Consider the following 19,508-nt stretch of genomic DNA (forward strand, 5'->3'; position numbering starts at 1 on the left):
CGGGCCACCCGACCGGAAGGAGGCCGATCAGGTCATGCTCTCGGGAGAAGCACACATCAGGACGACCTGAGTGTCTTCGCGGCTTCCGTGGTGAAGTTCGTTCATGAAGGCGGCGACGCCGGATTCCAGGGGGATCAGGCCGATGCCGCGGCGCGCGTATTCGCGTTCCAGCTCGGGGGAGACCATGCCGCGACCGGCCCAGGGACCCCAGTTGATGGACACCACCCGGCCCTTGAGACGGGTTTGCAGGGAGTGCGCGATTTTGTCGAGCACGTCGTTGGCGGCCGCGTAATCTACCTGGCCGCGGTTGCCGAAGGCGCCCGCTACCGAGCTGAAGAACACCACGAAGCGCGTATCCTCGCGAAGCTGCTTGGCGAGCACCAGGGCGCCGAAGACCTTGGTGTCGAACACGCGCTCGAAGCTCTCGGTCGTCTTGTGGCGCAACAGCTTGTCCTCCACCACGCCGGCGCCGTGGATGACCCCGTCGATGGTGCCGTGCCGTTCGTAGACCCCTTCGATGTAGCTTTCGAAAGCCTGGTGATCGCGCACGTCCAGGGCGGTGTAGGTCACCTCGCTGCCCGCTTGGTGCAAGGCACTCAGGGTGGCCCTGATCTCGCGCCGAGCGAGAATGCGGTTGGCCTCGCTCTCGATCTCCGATGGCGGTCGCTTGCCGCCGCGCTCGATCAGGACCCTGCGCAGGGTGCGCAGGTCGGCAGCCGCCGCGATATCGCCGGGCTCCTCGCCTTCCGGGATCGGCGAGCGTCCCACCAGCTCCATGCGGCAGCCGTAGCGTCGCGCCAGCTCGATCGCGATCTTGGCGGTGATGCCGCGGGCGCCGCCCGTCACCAGGATCACGCTGTCGGACCCCAGTTCCAGGCGATCGACGGTGGACTCCACCTCGGCGGGCAGGGTGGCTTCCACCACGCGTACCGCGCGCCGATTGCCGTCGGCATAGGCCACTTCCGTCAAGGGTTTGTCGGCCAAGAGTTCGGTCTCCAGGTAGCTGGCCAGGTCCTCGACCGCCTCTTCCAGGTTCAGGTCGACCCAGTGCGCGCGAAGTTCCGGCCATTCCTTGGCCACCGATTTCACCAAACCGGCGATGCCGCCGCCGCGCGAGAAGGTCATGTCGTCGTCGGCGAGGCCGTGGCGGTAGTGACCGAACCCGCCGCCCATGCCGCCGGCGGCCAGCAGGTAACGCGCGCCGTTGATGAGCACGGTCTGCATCAGTTCGAAGAATTGCTTGATATCGGTGACGTAGGCGCTGGGGGCCAGGCCGCCCAGATGGATCAACCCGTCCACGTGACCGAAGGTCTCCGAAGCCTTTTCCCCGGTGGCGATGATGCGCACCTGGGCGCCGTGGGCCACCAGGCGGTCTCCCAGGGCCGGGGCCAGACCCATGGTGTCGTCGGTGATCAGGAAGTGCATGCCCTGCAGGCGATGGTCGCCCTTGATGGCGTGGGGCACCTCGTCGACCGCGAGCACGTAACGCGACACCGTGGCGAGCCGGTCCTCATCGCCCCGCGCTGCCCCTATGTCGCCGGTAGGGCGGCGGGTTGCGGCGCCGGATGCCTCGGCCGAGCGATCCCGTTGCCGCTCCAGCCAATCCACGATCGCCCGCAGTGTTTTCATCGCTGCCAGGGCTTCGACCATTTCGTCCTGGTCGCCGCTCTGCATGTCGCTCATGCCCAGGCGGTCCGCCAACTCGCCCACGATTTCGAGGCGTTTGATGGAGTCGATCGAAAGGTCGGCTTCGAGGTCCAGATCCAAATCCAGCACTTCTTCCGGATAGCCGGTCCGCTCACCCACGATGTGCAGCAACAAGGTGCGAAGGTCGGCCGTCGGCTCGTTCGCCGAGTCCATGGCCGCGACCGGGTCATCCGCCGAGGGAGCCATCTGGTCGAGCCAGGTCAACATCGAACGCAGCGTCTTCTGGGACGCCAACTCTTCCATCAGCGCGTCGCTCTCTTCGCCGATCCGATCCTTGAAACCCAGCCGTTCCGCCAGTTCTCCAATGATCTCGATTCGCTTGATGGAGTCGATGGAGAGGTCGGCTTCGAGGTCCAAATCCAGGTCCAGCATGTCTTCCGGATAGCCCGTTCGTTCCGCCACGAGGGCCAGCAGGGTGGTTTTCGTGTCGAAACCCGGATGGGGCCGATTCGTGGCCTCGGCTTCCACGCCATTCGCGATGGTCGCTCCCACCGGCTGCCACTGTTCGCGATCGACGGCCGACTCGGTGGCGAAGTCCAGGGTCGGCTGCATCAGGGATTGCACCGGATCCGCCGGTTGACGACCCAGGTAACCCAGCATCACCTCGCGGCTTGCCTGCACCATTTCCCGAACGCTTTGCAGATAGGTCATGACCGTCTGATCGCGCTCGGCACTCGCCGCGACCTGGGGTGCGGTGCTGGGGAGCTGCACCGGTTCGGACATGATCTTGAGGCCGTGAGCGGGCATGGCGCCGCGTTTGGGTTTTGCCAGCAATCCGTCGACGAACCAGGTGGTGGCGGGCAGTTCCGCCGGACCGCCGGTCATATCCAGAACGCGGGCGCCCCGATCGCGCAAGAGTGGTGAGGGATCGATCGGTTTGCCCAGGATCGCCAGCTCCGCCAGTGCGCGGCACCATTGGCGTAGGCCCGGTTCGCCGACCCGATCGGTGACGATTCGGTGGTGAGGTCGATCTTTCAGGATCCTGTGGGTCAGGTTCGTGAGAACCGAGCCCGCGCCCACTTCCACGAAGATGCGGGCCCCGGCGCGGTACATCGCCTCGATTTGTTCGGTGAAGCGAACCGGGCTGACCAGGTGTTCGGCCAGAAGGGCGCGGATCTGGGTTGGATCTTCGGGATAGCGTGCGGCGGTCGTGTTGGCGAACACCGGCAACTCGGGTTTGCCGATGTCCCCTTCGGCCAGCTTCTCGGCGAAGGTCGTTTCGGCTTTGGCCACGACCGGGCTGTGGAAGGCGCAGGCTACCGGGATCCGTTTTGCGGCGATCGATGCAGCCTCCAGGCGTTCCATCGCGTGTTCGACGGCCGCCGTGGTCCCCGAGATTACGGTTTGCTGCGGATGGTTGAGGTTGGCCGAGACCACCTCGGAATCCTCTCCGAGGATCGCCGCGATGGTGTCGGGTGAAGCGCTGACTGCGGCCATGGTACCGGGATCGTCCCCGGCGGCTTCCAGTAGGCAAATGCCGCGATGTTCACTCAGCGGCAGCAGATCTCGTTCGGCGAGACCGCCGGCGGCGCAGAGTGCCACCAACTCGCCGTAACTGTGGCCCGCCAGCATGTCCGGCACGCAGCCGACCTCGTCGAGCAGGCGTTTCATCGCCAAGCCGGTCATACCCAGCACCGGTTGGGCGACCCGCGTGTCGGTAATCGCTTGGCGTTGCGCCTCGCGCTGGGCGGGGTCGTGGGCGGTGGGCGGGTGGAGCCGGTCGCGCCAGGGGGCGCCCATTTCGAGGATGTCGTTCAATTGGGGAAATGCCACGAATATCTCGGCCAGCATGCCTGGCCGTTGACTTCCCTGGCCGGGAAAGAGGAAGGCGACCTTGGCGTCCGGTTCGATGCTGTCCGGTTTGAGGGTCCACACGTCTTCGACGGTCTCACCGGTGTCGATTGCCTTCAGTTTCGCGAGCAGGTCCGCCTCGTTCTCCGCCAGCAAGGCGAACCAAACCGGATGGTCGACGTCGCGGGCCGCGGTCAGGGCCAGGTCGCGCAGCCGGACGGGGGCGTCGCCGCCCAGGTACTCGTGCATCTCGCGGACGCGTTGCCGCGCCGAGGCCGGGTCGGGCGCGCGGAAGAGGAACAACTCGACCGGCCATTGCTCCAGCCCGGTTTCGGGTCGCTGGGCCTGCGGCGGTGCGCCAAGCACGGCGTGGAAGTTGGTTCCGCCGAAACCGAAGGCGCTGACCCCCGCCACCCTCCGGTTCCCGCTCCAGGGCCGGGCCGTGGCGTTAAGCGTGAAGGGGCTGTGGTCCGGTTGGTGGATGTCGTTGGGGTTCTCGATGTGTAGTGTGGGTGGCAACACCTTGTGATACAGCGCTTTGGCGCACTTGATCAGGCCCGCGATGCCGGCCGCGCATTTGGTGTGGCCGATTTGGCTCTTCACCGAGCCCAGGCCACAGGTGCCGGGCAGGGCCCCGCCCTCCACGAAAACCTCGGTCAGGGTTTGCAGTTCCGTCCGGTCGCCCACCACGGTCCCGGTCCCGTGGGCTTCCACCAGGCCCACTGCCCCGGGCGTCACTCCGGCTCGCAGGTAGGCCCGCCGAAGTGCCCGAACCTGGCCTTCCTTGCGCGGTGCGGTCAGGCCGAGGCTCTTGCCGTCGCTGCTGCCGGCGATGCCCTCCAGAACCGCGTAGATGCGATCGCCGTCCCGTTCGGCGTCGGCCAGCCGCTTCAGCACCACCGCCGCGACACCCTCGCCGAGTACGATGCCGTCGGCCGCCCCGTCGAACGAACGGCAGGCCCCTTTGCGCGAGAGGGCATGCACGCTGGAGAACATCAGGTAATCGTTGATGCTGTTGTGCAGATCGCCGCCGCCTGCCAGGACCATGTCACTGGTGCCGCAGATCAGCTCCTTGGCGGCCAACTCCACCGCGGTCAGCGAACTGGCGCAGGCCGCGTCGACCGTGTAGTTCACCCCGCCGAGGTCCAGCCGGTTCGCGATGCGGCCGGCGATGACGTTGGCCAGTACGCCGGGGAAGGAGTCCTCGGTGAGGCGAGGCAGGGCCGCGTCCAGTTCCGCAGGCATGTTGCCCAGAAAGTGCGGGAACATATTGCGGAACCCGTAGGCGCCGCCAAGATCGGTACCCGACTCGGCACCGAAGATGACCGAGGTTCGTTCGCGATCGAACTCGCGCTGGTCGTATCCCGAATCGGCCAAGGCACGGCGGGCCACTTCCAATGCCAGCAACTGCACCGGTTCGATGGCGGCCAGCGATTGCGGCGGGATCCCGTAACTCAGGGGATCGAAGGCGACCGGGTCGATGAAACCGCCCCATTTGCAGCCGGTCTTGCCGTTGCCGCCGTTGCCTTCGGGATCGTAGTAGTCCTCGATGCGCCAACGTTCGGCGGGCACCTCGCGCACGGCGTCCACCCCGTTGATGATGTTCGACCAGAAGCTGTCCAGATCCGGTGCGCCGGGGTAGACGCACGCCATGCCGACGATGGCCAGCTTCATGCCGCTCGCGGTCGGTTGCACTTCCGAAAGCCGCGTCTCCCATGTCTGTTCGAGCAGTTTCGTGGCATCGGTCGTGACGCGCTGGTGCAACTCGTCGATGCCGATCGGCTCGCGGTGCATGGCCGCGACCTGACCGATCATGACCATGCCTTCCCGAAGCCGGCGCTCGGAGGTGACCTCCACCAATCGGTCTCCCTGGCGCTCGATGCCCTTGCTGGCGATGCGCAGGCGTCCGACGTTCAACTTTTCCAGCGTTTCCCAAATCTCGCGCTGTTCGCGGCCCGCTTCGCGGAGGCGCCGCTTTTCGGTTTCGAAGGCTGCGGCGAACGGCGTGTCCAGGCACCTGGTCGCATGGCCCGGAGCGGTTTCGAGTAGTACGGTCTTGTGATGCCGCAGCATTTGTTCCTGGTATTCGGGAAGTACCGCGCCGCTTTGCACGGCTTCGCGCGTGGCGATGTAGGCGGTGCCCATCAGGACCCCGATCTTGGCACCGCGCGCGGCCAAGGGTCCGGTCATGGCCGCGACCATCGCCGCCGAACGCGCGTCGTGTATCCCGCCGGCGAAGAGCAACTGTAATTTTTCCGGGTGATCGAAGTGGCGCAGGCGTTCGATTTGTTGCTCCCAAAGGGTGAAGCTGGAGCGGGGTCCCACGTGCCCGCCGCATTCCCGGCCCTCGAACACGAAGCGCCGGGCGCCGTCCTTGAGGAACAGATCGAGCAACCCCGGAGCGGGTACGTGGAGATAGGTCTGGATGCCGTCGTTTTCGAGGGCGCGCGCTTGGGAGGGGCGGCCGCCGGCAATCAACACGACCGGAGGTTTGAATTCGCGAATCAACGCGATGTGGGCCTCGCGCAGTTCGGCCGGTGCGAATCCCAAGATGCCCACGCCCCAGGGTTTGTTACCGACGAGTTCGCGGGTTTCCGTCATCAGGCGTCGCACCTGGTCCGGGCGCAGCAGCGAAAGGGCCAGAAAGGGAAGGCCACCGGCTTCGGCCACGGCATCGGCAAAGCCGGCGGTGTCGCTGACCCGTGTCATGGGTCCCTGGGCGATGGGGAACCGGGTGCCGTGCGCCCTTGCCAGCGGGCTGTCGGCGGCGAGGGGCTCGAGGGCTCGTGCCTGGCGGAGGTGTCCGCTCATGGCTTGCAGGAAGTCGTGGATCAAGGCGCCGATATGGTTCAGTCTTTGGGCCAGGGGTTTGGCCAGGGCCGCGTCCTGACCGGCTGGAATCAGTTCCTCGGAGATGTCGGACCAGCCGAAGCGATCGGTGATGTCGTCCTCGTTCGCTTGCTCCAGGTTGGCCGCTGCCGAGCCTGGCAAATTGAGGACTCGATAGCCGTTCACGACGCGCGTTTCACTGCCGTCCAGGTTTTGGAACCAATCCCGCGTTTGTTTGGGTAGGGTCGACTCCCGCATCAACACCAGTTGGCTGTCGAGCACGACAGCGTCCGCGCCCCCCGCGATGGCCGCTGCCGCCGTGTGGCGGCCGATCCCGCCCTGGGCCAGGATCGGCAGGTCCAAGGACTCGGCGATCAATCGTTGCAACAGGATATAGCAGCTCTCCTCGCCGACGCCGCCCCCGCTTTCGTCGCCTTTCGCGATCAAGCCGTATGCACCCGAGCCGGCTGCGCGATGGGCTTCCTCCACGTCGCGAACCTGTACCAGGACGCGATGGGTGTGCACGTAGGCTTCCCAACCGCTGTCGATCTCGCCGACAACCCATTGCCAGAGCGGCTCGTGGTCGGGGAGTTCGTGCACGATGTCGGCACAAAGCCGTACGCCGAAGGGTTTCTGGGCGGTCGACGCCAACTCGCCGAATGCCTGTCGGGCGCGTGAAACGTCGCGGCCGAGGTCCAGTACCGCCAGGGCTTCCGTTTGATTCAAGGCGCGGGCAAGTTGTCCGTCGGGATATTCGAGCGGCGTGATGCCGACGATCTGGAACGGAAACGCACGGGATGATTGAGAGACATGAAGTTTCGGGTCCTTGGGACCGCGTACGGAGTCGGCCGGCATCATTTCATTTCTCCTCTATTGACTTCTATGAACGGCTAGACCAATGCACCAAAGATAGGGAAGGTAGACCTCACATGAATTCACGGAAGGGATGGGGCCACTCGTGGAAAATGAGGCATTGATTCGAATGTGAACGAGTTCGGCGGAGCGGATGGGGCATCGCCATCGGGATGGGCCGGACTCCGGGCGCACGGGACCCCTGCCTCACCTCGAGAGGGGAGGTGCGGTGGAGAGATCGCGGCAGGATCGTCATGTGAAGCGTTCGGAGATGAGCCGGATGGTGGGATCTACCGATTCACATCGATCAGGCGGGACCGGATCCCCGTTGGAGAAAATCTGCTCGCTGAACGTGGCGTCATCTTAGGGCAGGGCATGACCGGGTCGCTCTGAAAAAAAAGCTGAAAACCCGCGTTTTCAGCTTTTTGAAGATCCTTTCAGTTCGTTAACCGCGTTGGTCCGTTGGGTTTGTGGTCTTGACACGGCGCAGCATGAAAGCACGGATAGAATGGTGTTTCACTTGTTGGGATGGGGTTGATCGGGTGGTGACGGGGCGTCACGTTTGGCTGTGGTGCACCCGGAAAATGCGGGGTTCTCGCGTTTCGCGCTTCCCCGATACGATCCCGGCTCGCAACCCTGGGATCGAAACGCGATTGTGTACGGGCTGCGATCGAGCTGCGCTTCCCAACAAAAAAGGGGCCGTCACGAAGACGGCCCCTTTCATTAATAAGTGTATGGTTGCGATTGCGTTCGGATGGCGCTTACCAGCGGTAGGCGGCCTTGAACTGGATGGTACGCGGCGGCTGCCGTGAGAACGAAATCGAGTCGATATCCGCATTGCGGGAGGTGATCGCGTCTTCGTTGAGCAGGTTGAACGCGTCCAAAGACAGGACCAGGCGACCGGCGCTGATGTGCAACAGGTACTCCAGGCGGAAGTCCAGACGAGACCAGTTTTCCAGTTCCTTGTCGCCCCGACGCTGCAGGAACACCGATTGGCCGATGATCTCGGGCGTGATCACGTCGCTGCCGAGTTCGGAACCGTCCTCCGTGATGAAGGCACGGAAGCCGGTGTTGTCGATGCGGTAACTGTCGCTGAAGAAGTCGCCGCTCTCGATGCGGTAGAAGGCGCTCACGCGGAAGTTCCAAGGCAGATCGTAGTTGAACCGCAGCTTGTATTCCCATTCGGGATAGTTGGGCATGCGGCCGGTGGCGTTGATTTGCTCGTTGGGATTGACGAAGGGATCGACGTTGAAGCCGTTGAAGGCTTCTTCGCCGCTCACGCTGTAGAAGTTACCCTCGATCTCGGTGTTGACGATCGATGCGCTCAACGACCAACCGTCGCCGTGGCCTTCCAGGATCAATTGATATTGATCGGTTTCGCGGAAGGCATCGTCGATGGTGGTCAGCACGACGTCGGGATTGTAGCTGTCGCTGGCCACGAACAAGGTGGGCAGGAACACGAACAGGTCGTCGAAGTTGACGCTTCCGTCCGCGTTGCGGTTGTAGATCGAGACGTTGTTCACGGCGTTGTAGTTGGTGTCGATGTTGCGGTCGACCAGGCCCAGAATGTCCTTGTTCTCGCGGTTGATGTAGACCAAGGAGGCCTTCCAGCGCTCGGCGAACTGCTTCTCGATCGTGATCGAAAGCTGGTCCATGTACGGCTGGTTGTAGTCCACCAGCGGAATGTCGCTGCCCAGCGGCGAAGAATTGCCCAGGAAATCGAAGAACTGATCGCGGTTGGCCGCGTTGATGTTTTGGTTCAGGTCCGGCGGCGTGCTGCCGGTCCACTGCCAGAATTGGGTGGCTTGATCGGCGAAGATGGCGCCATCGGCGACGCGGTCGTACTGATCGGCGAACATGCCCTGGTAGAAGCGGCCCCAGTGAGCCCGGGCGACGAGGGTGTTGTTGCCGGACAGGTCGAACGTGAAGCCTACCCGCGGAGCTACGGCCGAATCGTCGGCGGCCATCAGCGTTGCGGCGTTGGTGAATCCCGGCGTCAACTCACCTTCCCATTTGGCGTAGCGCACGCCGACACTGACGTCCAGGCGTTTGCCGACCTTGAAGTCGTCCTGAATGAAAATCGCCGTGTTGGTGGTTTCCGCATCCAGGCGCGAGTTGCCGCCCCACTCGGTGAAGGTATTGTTGAGGTCCCAATCGGCCGGATTCACCAGGTTGCCGTTGGCATCCGCGAGGGAAATCACCCAGGAGTAGTTGCCGTTGCGAATCGACTGGTCCACGAAGGCGCCGAGCGTGTACTCGCCACCGATCTTGATGTGGTGTTCGCTGCCGCCCCAGTTTTGGAAGGTGTTGAAGACCACGCGAGCGGCGTTGTTGTCCAGGTCGCGAGTGGTGTCGAACAATGCGTTCCTGTCGCGACGGGCGAAGCGAGTGAATTCGCGCACACCGGCGACGAAGCCGTTTTTGGAGAGACGGTTGTCTTCCGCGTTGTAGCCCGTCAACTTCAGCTCGAGAAAGTTGCCGCTGTTGAAGGCGTGGTTCCACGACAGGTTGTACAGCAGGGCCGGCGATTCCTGGTTGAACGAGGCGTTGGGGTTGATGGTGTTGTTGAAGCCGCGGTTGTCGGTTTCCAAATCGTCCAGGCCCACCACGAAGTTGACCGTGTCGTCCGGCGTGGCCTGCAGCGTGATCTTGCCGTACAACTTGGTTTCGGTCGTTTCGATCTGGGTATCGAAAAACGAAACTTCGGTGGCCGCGTTGGGCGCGAAGGCGTCGACGACGTTGAGATCCCGCTGTTGCTGTTCCACCGAGAAGAAATAGTAGAGGCGATCCTTGATGAAGGCACCCGCCACATCGGCGTTGAATTCACCGAACGTATCCACTTCGGTACCGGTGAAGCCCGGCTCCAGGGTGCTCGAGTTCCAGGATTCCGACTCGAAGATCGCGTGCACGTTGCCGCTGAAGGTGTTGGAACCCGACTTGGTCACGATGTTGACCAGGCCGCCCTGGAAGTTGCCGTATTCGGCACCGACGCCCAGGCCCTTGACCTGGAATTCCTGAATCCAGTTCACGTTGGGAAGCAGGAAGGAGCCGCCGAAGCCGGTGGACGTGACCGACACACCGTCGAGCGCGTAGTTGTTGGCCGCGTCGCCGGAACCACCGAAAATTCCGTCCGTGCTGGCACCCGGCACGAAGTCGAGCAGGTCGATCGCGGTTCGGGTGATGGGCAGGCGGTTGAGCTCTTCCACGTCGATGTCGAAATTGGTTTCGGTCGTGGCTCGTTGAATGAGCGATTCGGTGGCCGTGACGGTCAGCGTTTCCGTGACGTTGGCCGTGGTCTCCAGTAGGACGTCGACCACTTCCGTTTGGGTCGCGCTGACGCGGATACCCGTGACCTTTTTGGTGGGTTTGTCCGCAGCGGAAACCGTCAGAGTGTACACGCCGGGATTGAGATAGACGATGCGATACGTGCCCATCTCGTTGGTAAAGGAAGCTTTGGGATAAGAACCGTCGGGAAGCGTACACTTGACTGTGACACCGGAAATGGGAAAGCCGTTACTGTCGATCACGACGCCCGTAATGGCACCTGTCTCATTGCTTTGAGCGAAGGCCAGGGACGTGAGGAAGACAGCAAGCGCAATGGCCTGTTTCTTCATGGAAAGCCTCTTTTCGACAAATGAAATGAAGTTTTTTTGAGTTGTATGTTCGGTGTTGTATGGAAATTTTAACACACCGAAATGTTATTTGACCGTGGTTTGAATCTGTCGCTGCGCATTTATCGAGAGTTCACGGGCTTGAAGGGAAAAAGTGATGAATGAATCATGAGGCTTGGTAAAGAAATTTTGAGAGAAGCAAGGAATGAAAAATCAGGTCGTGTATGTGTTGCCGAACCGAGCTGGCATGAAGCGTCGAAATAGATGAAATGTGATTCAGCACACGGAGCCTGTACGAGATGGGCGGCGCAATCCGGTCGAAGGGACTCAGAAAATTTCTGAATCGGGTCCCCAGAAATGGGATTCGCGGCCTCGAGAGGCGCAGCGTTTTGGTTGCCTCACCGAGGGAGGGATTCTAGGGGCAGAGTCGCACCCTGACAAGCAAATCCTTTTTAAATCTTTTTTTACTTGATCCAACTCACGGTAGGTGAGCTTCCCTTTGACAGAGTGCTCGATATAAAAGGCTTGATGCAAATTCGAGAAGGCGGGTCCCGTCGCGGAATATCGAGAAGTCCGACAAAAGTACAAGTTATGGTGACCATTGCTTTTTCGATTCCGGAGTCGTATTGGGTCGTACGGACTGGGCCCTGCCGGACGCACGGGTAGTGGCCGAAACGGCTCCTTTCAAGAGATCTCGACCGTGCGGCAGGCGTTCATGTACGCGCTGTAGCCCGGTTGTGAACCGAAATCGATCTCCCGGAATCGGGCTTTGATCTCGAATCGTCGGGAGCGGGCCCGTTTCCGTCGATCCCAGGTGGGGCGCTCAGGGGTCGTCCTGGGATTCCATGGTGTTCTTTTTGGACGCGTCGATGATCTTGTCCAGTTCGAGCAGGGCCTCGTCGTTGAGCTGAATGCTGGGATCCAATTTGGTGATATTCAGGATCTTCAGGACGCCAAACGGGTAGGAGACCGGAATGTCGCCGGCCTGCCACTCCTGGTCGCGAATCTGGTGGACCAGTTCCGCGGCTTGTTGGCCCAAGGAATAGTGATCCGGTACCACGGCGAAACTGCCCATGACGTTGGTCTTGTTGACGAACGTCTCGATGCCGACCACCACCGGATTGGGGTAGTTTTTCAGGATCGGCGTCCAGGCCTTGCGGCGATAGCGATCGGAGAGGATGAAACTGTCGTTGAGGACCCAGAGGGCGTCGATCTCGTCGTCGCTCGTGAGCGATTTCAACGCGTTGCGGACGCGTTTGAGCATGCGCGAGCCGCGCTGGATCTCGATGCCCACCAGCTCGATTTGCTCCCTGGCGCACAACTCCTTTTGATTCAGGTAAAAACTCTTGAGGTGACTGCGGTAGATGACGCCTACCTTTCTCAGTGGCTTCTTCATCAGGGAGCGCAGGTTGACCAGATAGGTGATGGCCGGAACTTCGTAGTGAATGCCGGTGGCGTTGTCGAGCAGGTCGATCATCGGCTCGGCGAACACCGCCATCATGACCAGGACCGGAATGTGCGGGATCGGGCCGTATTTGTCCGTGTACTTGCGGAAAAATTCGATCGAGTAGTTGTTCATCAAGACCAACAAGCGCGGGTGATTCTTCTCCAGCGATTGATGGAATTTGGCCATTTGGCTCGACATGGAGCGCGATTGGTGCTTGGACACGAAGAAGTCCAAAATCTCGAAATCATCGGATAAATCCAGCCGGAATCCTTCGATGGCGTCTTCGAAATGGGGATTGTCCGGTCGCAGCACGAGAATCGTCTCTTTGGCCAGAAGGCTCTGCCCCAGCCAGCATGCGATCAGGAAAAAAACACCAATATTCCATCGATACAGCCGGTCGAAGGACCGGTCTGGATCAGGACGGGATTTCAATGAAGGCTCCTTTGGCTGAAATGACTCGGATAGATGATGCACACGGGTTGGCCGATCCTACCTGATTTGGGAACCGGAGATTCGGAATGGAAGTGGGGCGGAACCCGCCTCGTGGAACGGGCAAGCGAAAAACCATGTGTCGGCGACCCCTGGTCCGGGACCCTGGTGTGGTACCCGTGGTCGCTGAGACAAATGATTCGAGAAGTGAGAGGGTAGGGGAGGGTGACGCGAAAGGCATGCAGCTCCCAAAATGCTGGGATAAAGCTTTGTTTTAGGTAAATGAGAAATTGACCTGGGGTTGGTATTTTCTGCTGGGATATTGTTTTGGGTTTCTTTTAATGTTTCCTCTTTCATAGTTGAAAAAGAGGAAGCGGGTTTGCTGGGGATTGCAGGGTGGTTGATGTTATGTGACTCGAATAATTTTCTGGAAACTCTCGTCGAGAGAAACCTAGGTTCCTAGACATATTCTACACAGAGTTTGTAGGTTGTTGAACCAGGATAATTCGTAGTTCTTTCACGAATTCAGCGCATTTTTGCCTGACTTGCGTTCCCATGGGACCATCCAACCATCTTTTTTGCTACTTCTTGATATATCTCTTTTTTTGGTAGGGTCGTGGATGTGCTTGTGATCGATGTCATTGTGGTCTCAGGGGCGATGAGGGGTGCTTTGGGATTATTGTACCACTTTTTGTGCCTGATTGGCTTTATGGGGGAGGATTCCCAAGTGCAAATATCATTTTTAGTATGTGATATAGCCTTGCGTTCTCTGTGTCGATTTCTGAATCATCCGAGATGATCGGTAGTGGGCGATCACGTATTTAATATATCTAATGACGCGATGGTATATAGCAATGTTGGCGATTCGTTTCGGGTCGTTCCATAGATTCGATGGCTATCGGCTTTTGGATGGGGTTTTTGGGAAAAAATGGTTCGAGATGGTAGGTGAACGGGGCCGCTTGCACGACCGTGTCGAGAAATTCAAGTTGGGGCTCGTGTTTCCAGGCCCGATTTGATAGCCTTTAGCCGGTTCCCGAGATTTCGATCGCATCGCTTCAGGTGCCCCGTGGGGGCGTGACGGCCCGATTCGAGGCGATTTCGAGACTTGCTGTTCCATGTTGTCCTGGACCCGAGCCGTTTCTCGGGTCGTGTAGAGGGACGCCCGGGGCATCGCCGGCATCGGTCCGCGGCGGTCCTCGAGTCCGATGGTGAGCCGGGGATCGGGGTTGGACGGGGCGACGGATTCCGGGGGCGGCGGTAAGCCGGGTCGCCCGGAAGGACCGAGGCAAGGAGAGACGCAGTGCCGCAATCGAATTCGCGATCTGAGCACTCATTCAGTTTGGCTCGTTTTTGCGAAATCTTCAAAAATATGGGGTTGGTCGGGTTCGTGCTCGACGCAAATGGTCGGGTGATGTACGCCAACCCTTATCTTTGTAGTCTGTTACATGTAGATGAAACGAAGTTGCTGGGATCCGATTGGTTTGCCGAATGGATCCTGGCCGATCAGGCCGACGAGTTGCGCGCCCTGTTTCGCGAGAGTTGGCAATCCGATTCGACCGGATTGGCTCAGGTGGAATACCCCGCATTGCGCAAGGAACGGGAAGTCGTAGTGTTATCCTTGCAACAGTCGATGTTCTTCGACCGCGAAGGGCAACGGCTGGGTTTGGTGTTTGTCGGTGAAGAAGTGACGGGTCGACGTGCTTTGGAAGAAGCGCTCATCGAGAATGAAACCATCAAAAGCATAGTATTTGACAACGCGCTCGATGCGGTGATTACCGTCGACCAGAATGGAACTATCGCTTCTTTCAACAAAGCGGCAGAACACTTGTTTGGTTATACTGTGCGCGAGGTGCTGGAACGAAACGTTTCCATGCTCATGCCCGAGCCTTATCGCTCGCAACACGATTCATACATTCAACGGTATCTCGAATCCGGCAACCCCAAAATCATCGGTAAGGGTCGTGAGGCGCTGGGGCTTCGCAAGGACGGGCAAACCTTTCCCCTGTACCTAAGTGTTAGTCGCGAAGCTCAAATTGGTGGAAAAAAGATTTTTGTGGGAATTGTTCGCGATCTCAGTAAAGAAAAGCAGGTCGAGGCACAATTGCGCCAAGCTCAGAAAATGGAAGCGATTGGCACCCTCGCCGGCGGCATCGCCCACGACTTCAACAACATTCTCGGCGGGATTTTCGGCTACGTGGAGCTGATGCTCGAAGATGCCGAGGACGGCTCCTACCTCAAGGAGGACCTGCAGGAGATGATGAAGGCGTGCGTGCGCGGCAAGGAACTGGTCCAGCAGATTTTGACTTTCAGCCGTCAGGATCAGCCCCGTCGCGAGCCGGTCCACCTTCAGCCGGTCGTCAAGGAGTCGCTCAAATTGCTGCGGGCGACCCTGCCCTCCACCATCGAGATTCATCGCGACATCGACCCCAACCTCGGTACCGTGGCGGTCGACCCGACCCAGATCCACCAGGTCATGATGAACCTGTGCACCAATGCCTATCACGCGATGCGCGAGTCCGGCGGCATTCTGACCGTCAGACTCTCCCACGTCGTGTTCGACGAAACCCATAATTTCGAGGTCCGCAACTTGCCGTTCGGGCACTATGCCCTGCTGTCGGTGGCCGATACCGGCGTGGGGATGTCCGAACAGACCATGGCTCGCATTTTCGATCCCTTTTTCACGACCAAGCGGCTGGGCGAAGGTACCGGCATGGGGCTCTCGGTCGTGCATGGCATCGTCGAAAACCACGAGGGCACCATTCAGGTGGAAAGCGAACTGGGGAGGGGTACCTGCTTCAAGGTCTACCTGCCCATTCGCAACGGGAACGTGGGGGCCGGCGAGTCCCAGGACACCACCTCGAGACGGGGTCGGGAACATATCTACCTGGTGGAGGACGATCCGTTCCTGTTGAAAGTCCAGGGGCGCCTCCTGGATCGTCAGGGCTACCGGGTCACATCCTTCAAAAACGGGAGCGAAGCGCTCGAAGCCTTTTTGGCTCGTCCTGGCGAAGCCGATCTGGTGATTTCCGATCAGACCATGCCCAAGCTGGCCGGCGTCGATCTGGCCAAGTCGCTGCTCAAGCACCGGCCGAACCTGCCGGTCATCCTGACCACGGGTTTCAGCGACGTGCTCTCGCTCGAGGAAACCCAGCGCATGGGGGTTCGCGATTTGCTGATGAAGCCGGTAAAGAAGGAAGCGTTGATGGAGGCGATACGCAAAATTTTTGATGAATGACCGAAAATGGCGGTTTCGAATTGCGGAATTTTTACCAGGATTCGAGGAAAAATTCGCTTTTTTTTCACGCTGCGCCGGCGCTTCGTTCCGGAGCGCCCGTTCCGCCTCCTCCCAAAATGGCACTGCGGTTGCAAACTCATTTTTTGCAAGCCATTAGCAGTTCGAAAGTCGGGTTCGATCACCTGCCAGGAGGTCCCCATGAAAAAGCAGCTCACAGAACCTCATGCCCGCGATTTTATGCAAGCCAATGTGGTCACCATTCGCTCCGATATGGATCTCAACGAGGCCGCACGCGTTCTGTTGAACAAGGGCGTCTCCAACGCGCCCGTGGTCAAGGAGGAGGACGGCAAATCAAAATTGGTCGGATTCCTTTCCGAACGCGATTGCCTGCAGTTCCTCTCCAATGAGATCTACTACAACATTCCTGCGAAAAGTGTCGCCACGATGATGAAGATTCATCCGGTTTGCGTCAAACCCGACACCGACATATTCACCCTGGCTTCGGTATTTCTGCAGCATGGCTTCCGGCATCTTCCCGTCTGCGAGGATGGATATCTCTGCGGCATCGTCAGCCGTCGCGATGTACTCCGCTCGTTGATGGAAGTATGCAACGAATCGGAAACCCTGCAGGAACTCCAGAAAAACCGTCCGGATATGAGCAAACTGGTCAATCATCGCTTTATCGTGATCTAATCTAGCGCCCATCCGGGAACGACCGTCGCCGTCGCGTCGATTCACCTGGATGGGCACGGGATCGCCGCTTCGCCGTTGTCTCGGCAAGACACTTGTCAGGTGAGAATCGGAAGATAGGCGGCTGAGGCCCGGCGGCGTGGTTTGCCGGGCCGGTTCACGTAATTCGCGGTGCCCAACCTCATGCGGAGCCTTCTCCGCGATGTTTCCGGTGTCCAGGGATGGGTATGGACGGCGACGCCGCGCCGAGATCGATGGGAGTCGACCTCGAGCGCGGCGTTCGTGTGTTCGGGCATGGGCCAATTCGGCCCTGATTTCGGCGGGCGCGAACGGGCCCCTGTCGAGCACCCTTTGCAGGGCGTTCCCGGAGCAGGGGCCAAGACGTCAGGGGAGCGGCAGGGTCAACACCGGGCATTCGGCTGAGCGCAGGACGCGCTCGGTGGTGCTGCCGATGAAATGGTCGAAGATGCTGTCGGCACCGCGATGAGGCATCAATATGATGCTGGCCTCGTGTTCCTTGGCGAATGCCACGATCTGGCGATGGGGATTGCCGCGAGTCACGTGGGTCTCGAACTTGATTTGCGGTCCCTCTTCGGCCATCAGGCGATCGAGGTGCTTGTGGCTCTCGGTGGTGGCTTTGTCGTAGTGATTGTCGGTCGGGTTGATCGGCCACCCGTAGAGATCGGGAATGGTGGGTGCGGGAATCACGTGCAGAAGCAGGAGTTCGCCCTCGGATTTGGCCGCCGCGATGCGGGCGTAGCGCACGGTTTCGTCTGCACCGGCCGAGAAGTCGGTGGGCACCAGGATGCGTTCGAAATGAGCCGGGTTGCCTTCGCTGCGGCGATTGCGCACGGTCAGCACCGGGCAGTGCGCGGTTTTCACGGTCTCTTCGGCGGTGCTGCCCAGCATCCAGTGTCTCAGGCCGCGTCGCCCGTGGGTGCCCATGACGATCAGGTCGAAGTCGTGGTCGCGGGCGTATTCCACGATGGCCGAGCCGGCCGCGATCGAACGGATCTCTGCTTGGGTGATGTCGAGATTCCCCGATCCGTGTTTCTCGATGAGCACCTCGAACTTCTTCTCCGTCGCGGGTGAGATGTCCTTGGGAGGATGGGTCGCGTTCGACGGAAATTGGTGCGGATCGTTCTCGAACAGCAAATTGATGTGAAGCAAATGGATTTCGGCGTTTTGAAGGCCCGCTATCGCAAATGCTTCCACGGCGGCGGCTTCGCTGCTTTCGCTGAAGTCGGTTGGAAATAAAATGCGGCCTATGGAGCTCATGGTTCACCTCTTACAGATCTGAAGGACGCGTTGGCGCCGGACCTCTTCGGGAGAGGTGTCGGCTCATGGGGATCGACCCCGCGTGGGTCGATGGACGAGAGGGCTTCGCGGCGTGCAGGGAGCGGACACCGATGGGTGCCGCCGGTGACGAAGGTGTCGGCCGGGGTTTTCGAGTGCTCGACGCGAATCGGGCCGCCTGCTTGAAGCGATGGCGGCCCGGTCGATCAGGTGCTTATGAATCGCCCTGTTTGGGTTTGATCGTCAACACCGAGCAGTGGGCGTGGCGTACCACGTACTCCGCGACGCTTCCCATGATCAGCCGGTTGAAGCCCGTGTGCCCGTGGGTGCCCATCACGATCATGTCGCAATCGGTTTCCAGGGCGTGCTTGCAGATGGATTCTCCGGTCTTTCCTTCCAGGAAGGTACCCGTGCACGGCGCGATCTTTTCGATGAGGTCTTTGAGGGCGGTATCGCCCTTTTCCTTCATGGTCGCGATGTGCTCGTCGAGCCAGGTTTCCACCCCGGGCATGAAATAGTAGGGGGTGGGCATGTTGAACGTGTCCGGATCGAACACGTGAACCACCTCCAGCTCACAGTCGAGATGATCCCTCAGAAAAACGGCGTGCTCTTGGGCCGTGGCAGAGATATCGGAAAAGTCGGTCGCGAACAGGGTTTTTTTAATGTCCTTCACGAAATGCCTCCTTCGGTTCAGTGGCTGCTCTTGTATTGATCGCTAAAGAGTGCAAAAGAAATACCATGGAAAGTGGCTCGGAAAAAACGTCATTTGCCGTGATTGCAGGAGGTTCGATCCGGTCCCAAGCCGATTTTGTGCGTGTTTTTCCGCTGGGATGTGGTTGGGTGCGCAACCCCGTTCGGCTCCCTTGTGGCGTGCCGAGAGGCGAACTCGTTTATGGAGTGAACAGGTTTCGACGCCGGAGGCGGGTTTCTGTCCAGGGCAAACGCGCGCCTCGATCGATCCCGGTCTGGGCCGTCGTGCGAATCCCGATGCCGTTCCCGGATGTCGTCGCCGAGGGCCGAACTCGATCGGTTTTCGCGCTTCGGGATGGCTCGCGAGGTTCCGGCGAGAAAGGGCCCGGATGGTGACGATCTTCCGCGAAGCGTGCCTCGGTAGATGCGGTGTGGTTGTGAGAATGGGAGATAAGCTTAATAAAACGAGATGTTTGTGGGGTGTAGGCTAAAAAATGACATTTTTTTGAATATTGCGGTTGACACCCCGGGAGGAAGCCAGTATCATTCACATCCTGTTGAGGCTAGTGAGCTGATTGAAAACGAGCGGGTGTAACTCAGTGGTAGAGTGCAACCTTGCCAAGGTTGAAGTCGTGGGTTCAAATCCCATCACCCGCTCCATCTTACTTTCCCCAACAGCGTAGGTTAAGAGTATTCTTAACCTTGTTTTGTTTTTGGACCGCTGTTCTAGGGCGGCGTAGCCAAATGGCTAAGGCAGAGCTCTGCAAAAGCTCGATTTACCGGTTCGAATCCGGTCGCCGCCTCCAGCCGCTCGCTTCTGTTGATTTTCGCCTGAGTGGTGAAATTGGTAGACACACAGGACTTAAAATCCTGCGAGGGCAACCTCGTGCCGGTTCGAGTCCGGCCTCAGGCATTACCGGACTCAAAAAAA

At 59.9% G+C, this 19,508-nt stretch carries 7 protein-coding genes and 3 tRNA genes; 5 read left to right on the forward strand and 5 right to left on the reverse strand.

Going from position 1 to position 19,508, the window contains the following annotated elements; genetic code table 11:
- Positions 1-27: 27 nt before the first annotated feature.
- From J3U87_RS20540 to J3U87_RS20550, 3 genes are all read right to left on the reverse strand, one after another.
- Positions 28-7,185, reverse strand: coding sequence for a type I polyketide synthase (locus tag J3U87_RS20540; RefSeq protein WP_237377652.1), 7,158 nt, complete (start codon positions 7,183-7,185; stop codon positions 28-30).
- A 755-nt stretch (positions 7,186-7,940) separates the two neighbouring features.
- Positions 7,941-10,793 carry a TonB-dependent receptor gene (locus J3U87_RS20545; RefSeq protein ID WP_237377653.1) on the reverse strand — a complete coding sequence of 951 codons (2,853 nt, stop codon included), beginning with the start codon at positions 10,791-10,793 and terminating at the stop codon, positions 7,941-7,943.
- Between the two features lie 820 nt (positions 10,794-11,613).
- Positions 11,614-12,669, reverse strand: coding sequence for a type 1 periplasmic-binding domain-containing protein (locus J3U87_RS20550; RefSeq protein WP_237377654.1), 1,056 nt, complete (start codon positions 12,667-12,669; stop codon positions 11,614-11,616).
- 1,297 nt (positions 12,670-13,966) lie between these two features.
- On the opposite strand from J3U87_RS20550, the gene J3U87_RS20555 reads away from it, so the two are divergent.
- Together J3U87_RS20555 and J3U87_RS20560 are read left to right on the forward strand one after the other, a co-directional pair.
- Positions 13,967-15,901, forward strand: coding sequence for a PAS domain S-box protein (locus J3U87_RS20555; protein ID WP_272932388.1), 1,935 nt, complete (start codon positions 13,967-13,969; stop codon positions 15,899-15,901).
- 198 nt (positions 15,902-16,099) lie between these two features.
- Positions 16,100-16,594: a CBS domain-containing protein gene (locus tag J3U87_RS20560; protein WP_237377655.1), complete on the forward strand. Its 495-nt coding sequence runs from the start codon at positions 16,100-16,102 to the stop codon at positions 16,592-16,594.
- Between the two features lie 381 nt (positions 16,595-16,975).
- Here the strand turns inward: J3U87_RS20560 and J3U87_RS20565 are convergent, their stop codons facing one another.
- Together J3U87_RS20565 and J3U87_RS20570 are read right to left on the reverse strand one after the other, a co-directional pair.
- Positions 16,976-17,869 carry a universal stress protein gene (locus J3U87_RS20565; RefSeq protein ID WP_237377656.1) on the reverse strand — a complete coding sequence of 298 codons (894 nt, stop codon included), beginning with the start codon at positions 17,867-17,869 and terminating at the stop codon, positions 16,976-16,978.
- 232 nt (positions 17,870-18,101) lie between these two features.
- The gene (locus J3U87_RS20570; protein ID WP_237377657.1) at positions 18,102-18,560 is read right to left on the reverse strand and encodes a universal stress protein; all 459 of its coding nucleotides are present in this window, start codon (positions 18,558-18,560) and stop codon (positions 18,102-18,104) included.
- A gap of 602 nt (positions 18,561-19,162) precedes the next feature.
- On the opposite strand from J3U87_RS20570, the gene J3U87_RS20575 reads away from it, so the two are divergent.
- The 3 genes from J3U87_RS20575 (at position 19,163) to J3U87_RS20585 (ending at position 19,490) form a co-directional block, all read left to right on the forward strand.
- Positions 19,163-19,237, forward strand: a tRNA-Gly gene (locus J3U87_RS20575).
- A gap of 70 nt (positions 19,238-19,307) precedes the next feature.
- Positions 19,308-19,383: transfer RNA gene (locus J3U87_RS20580), tRNA-Cys, on the forward strand.
- A gap of 23 nt (positions 19,384-19,406) precedes the next feature.
- Positions 19,407-19,490, forward strand: a tRNA-Leu gene (locus tag J3U87_RS20585).
- Positions 19,491-19,508: the final 18 nt, after the last annotated feature.

Origin of the sequence: Sulfidibacter corallicola (assembly GCF_017498545.1) — a bacterium.
Taxonomy (GTDB): Bacteria; Acidobacteriota; Holophagae; order Acanthopleuribacterales; family Acanthopleuribacteraceae; genus Sulfidibacter; species Sulfidibacter corallicola.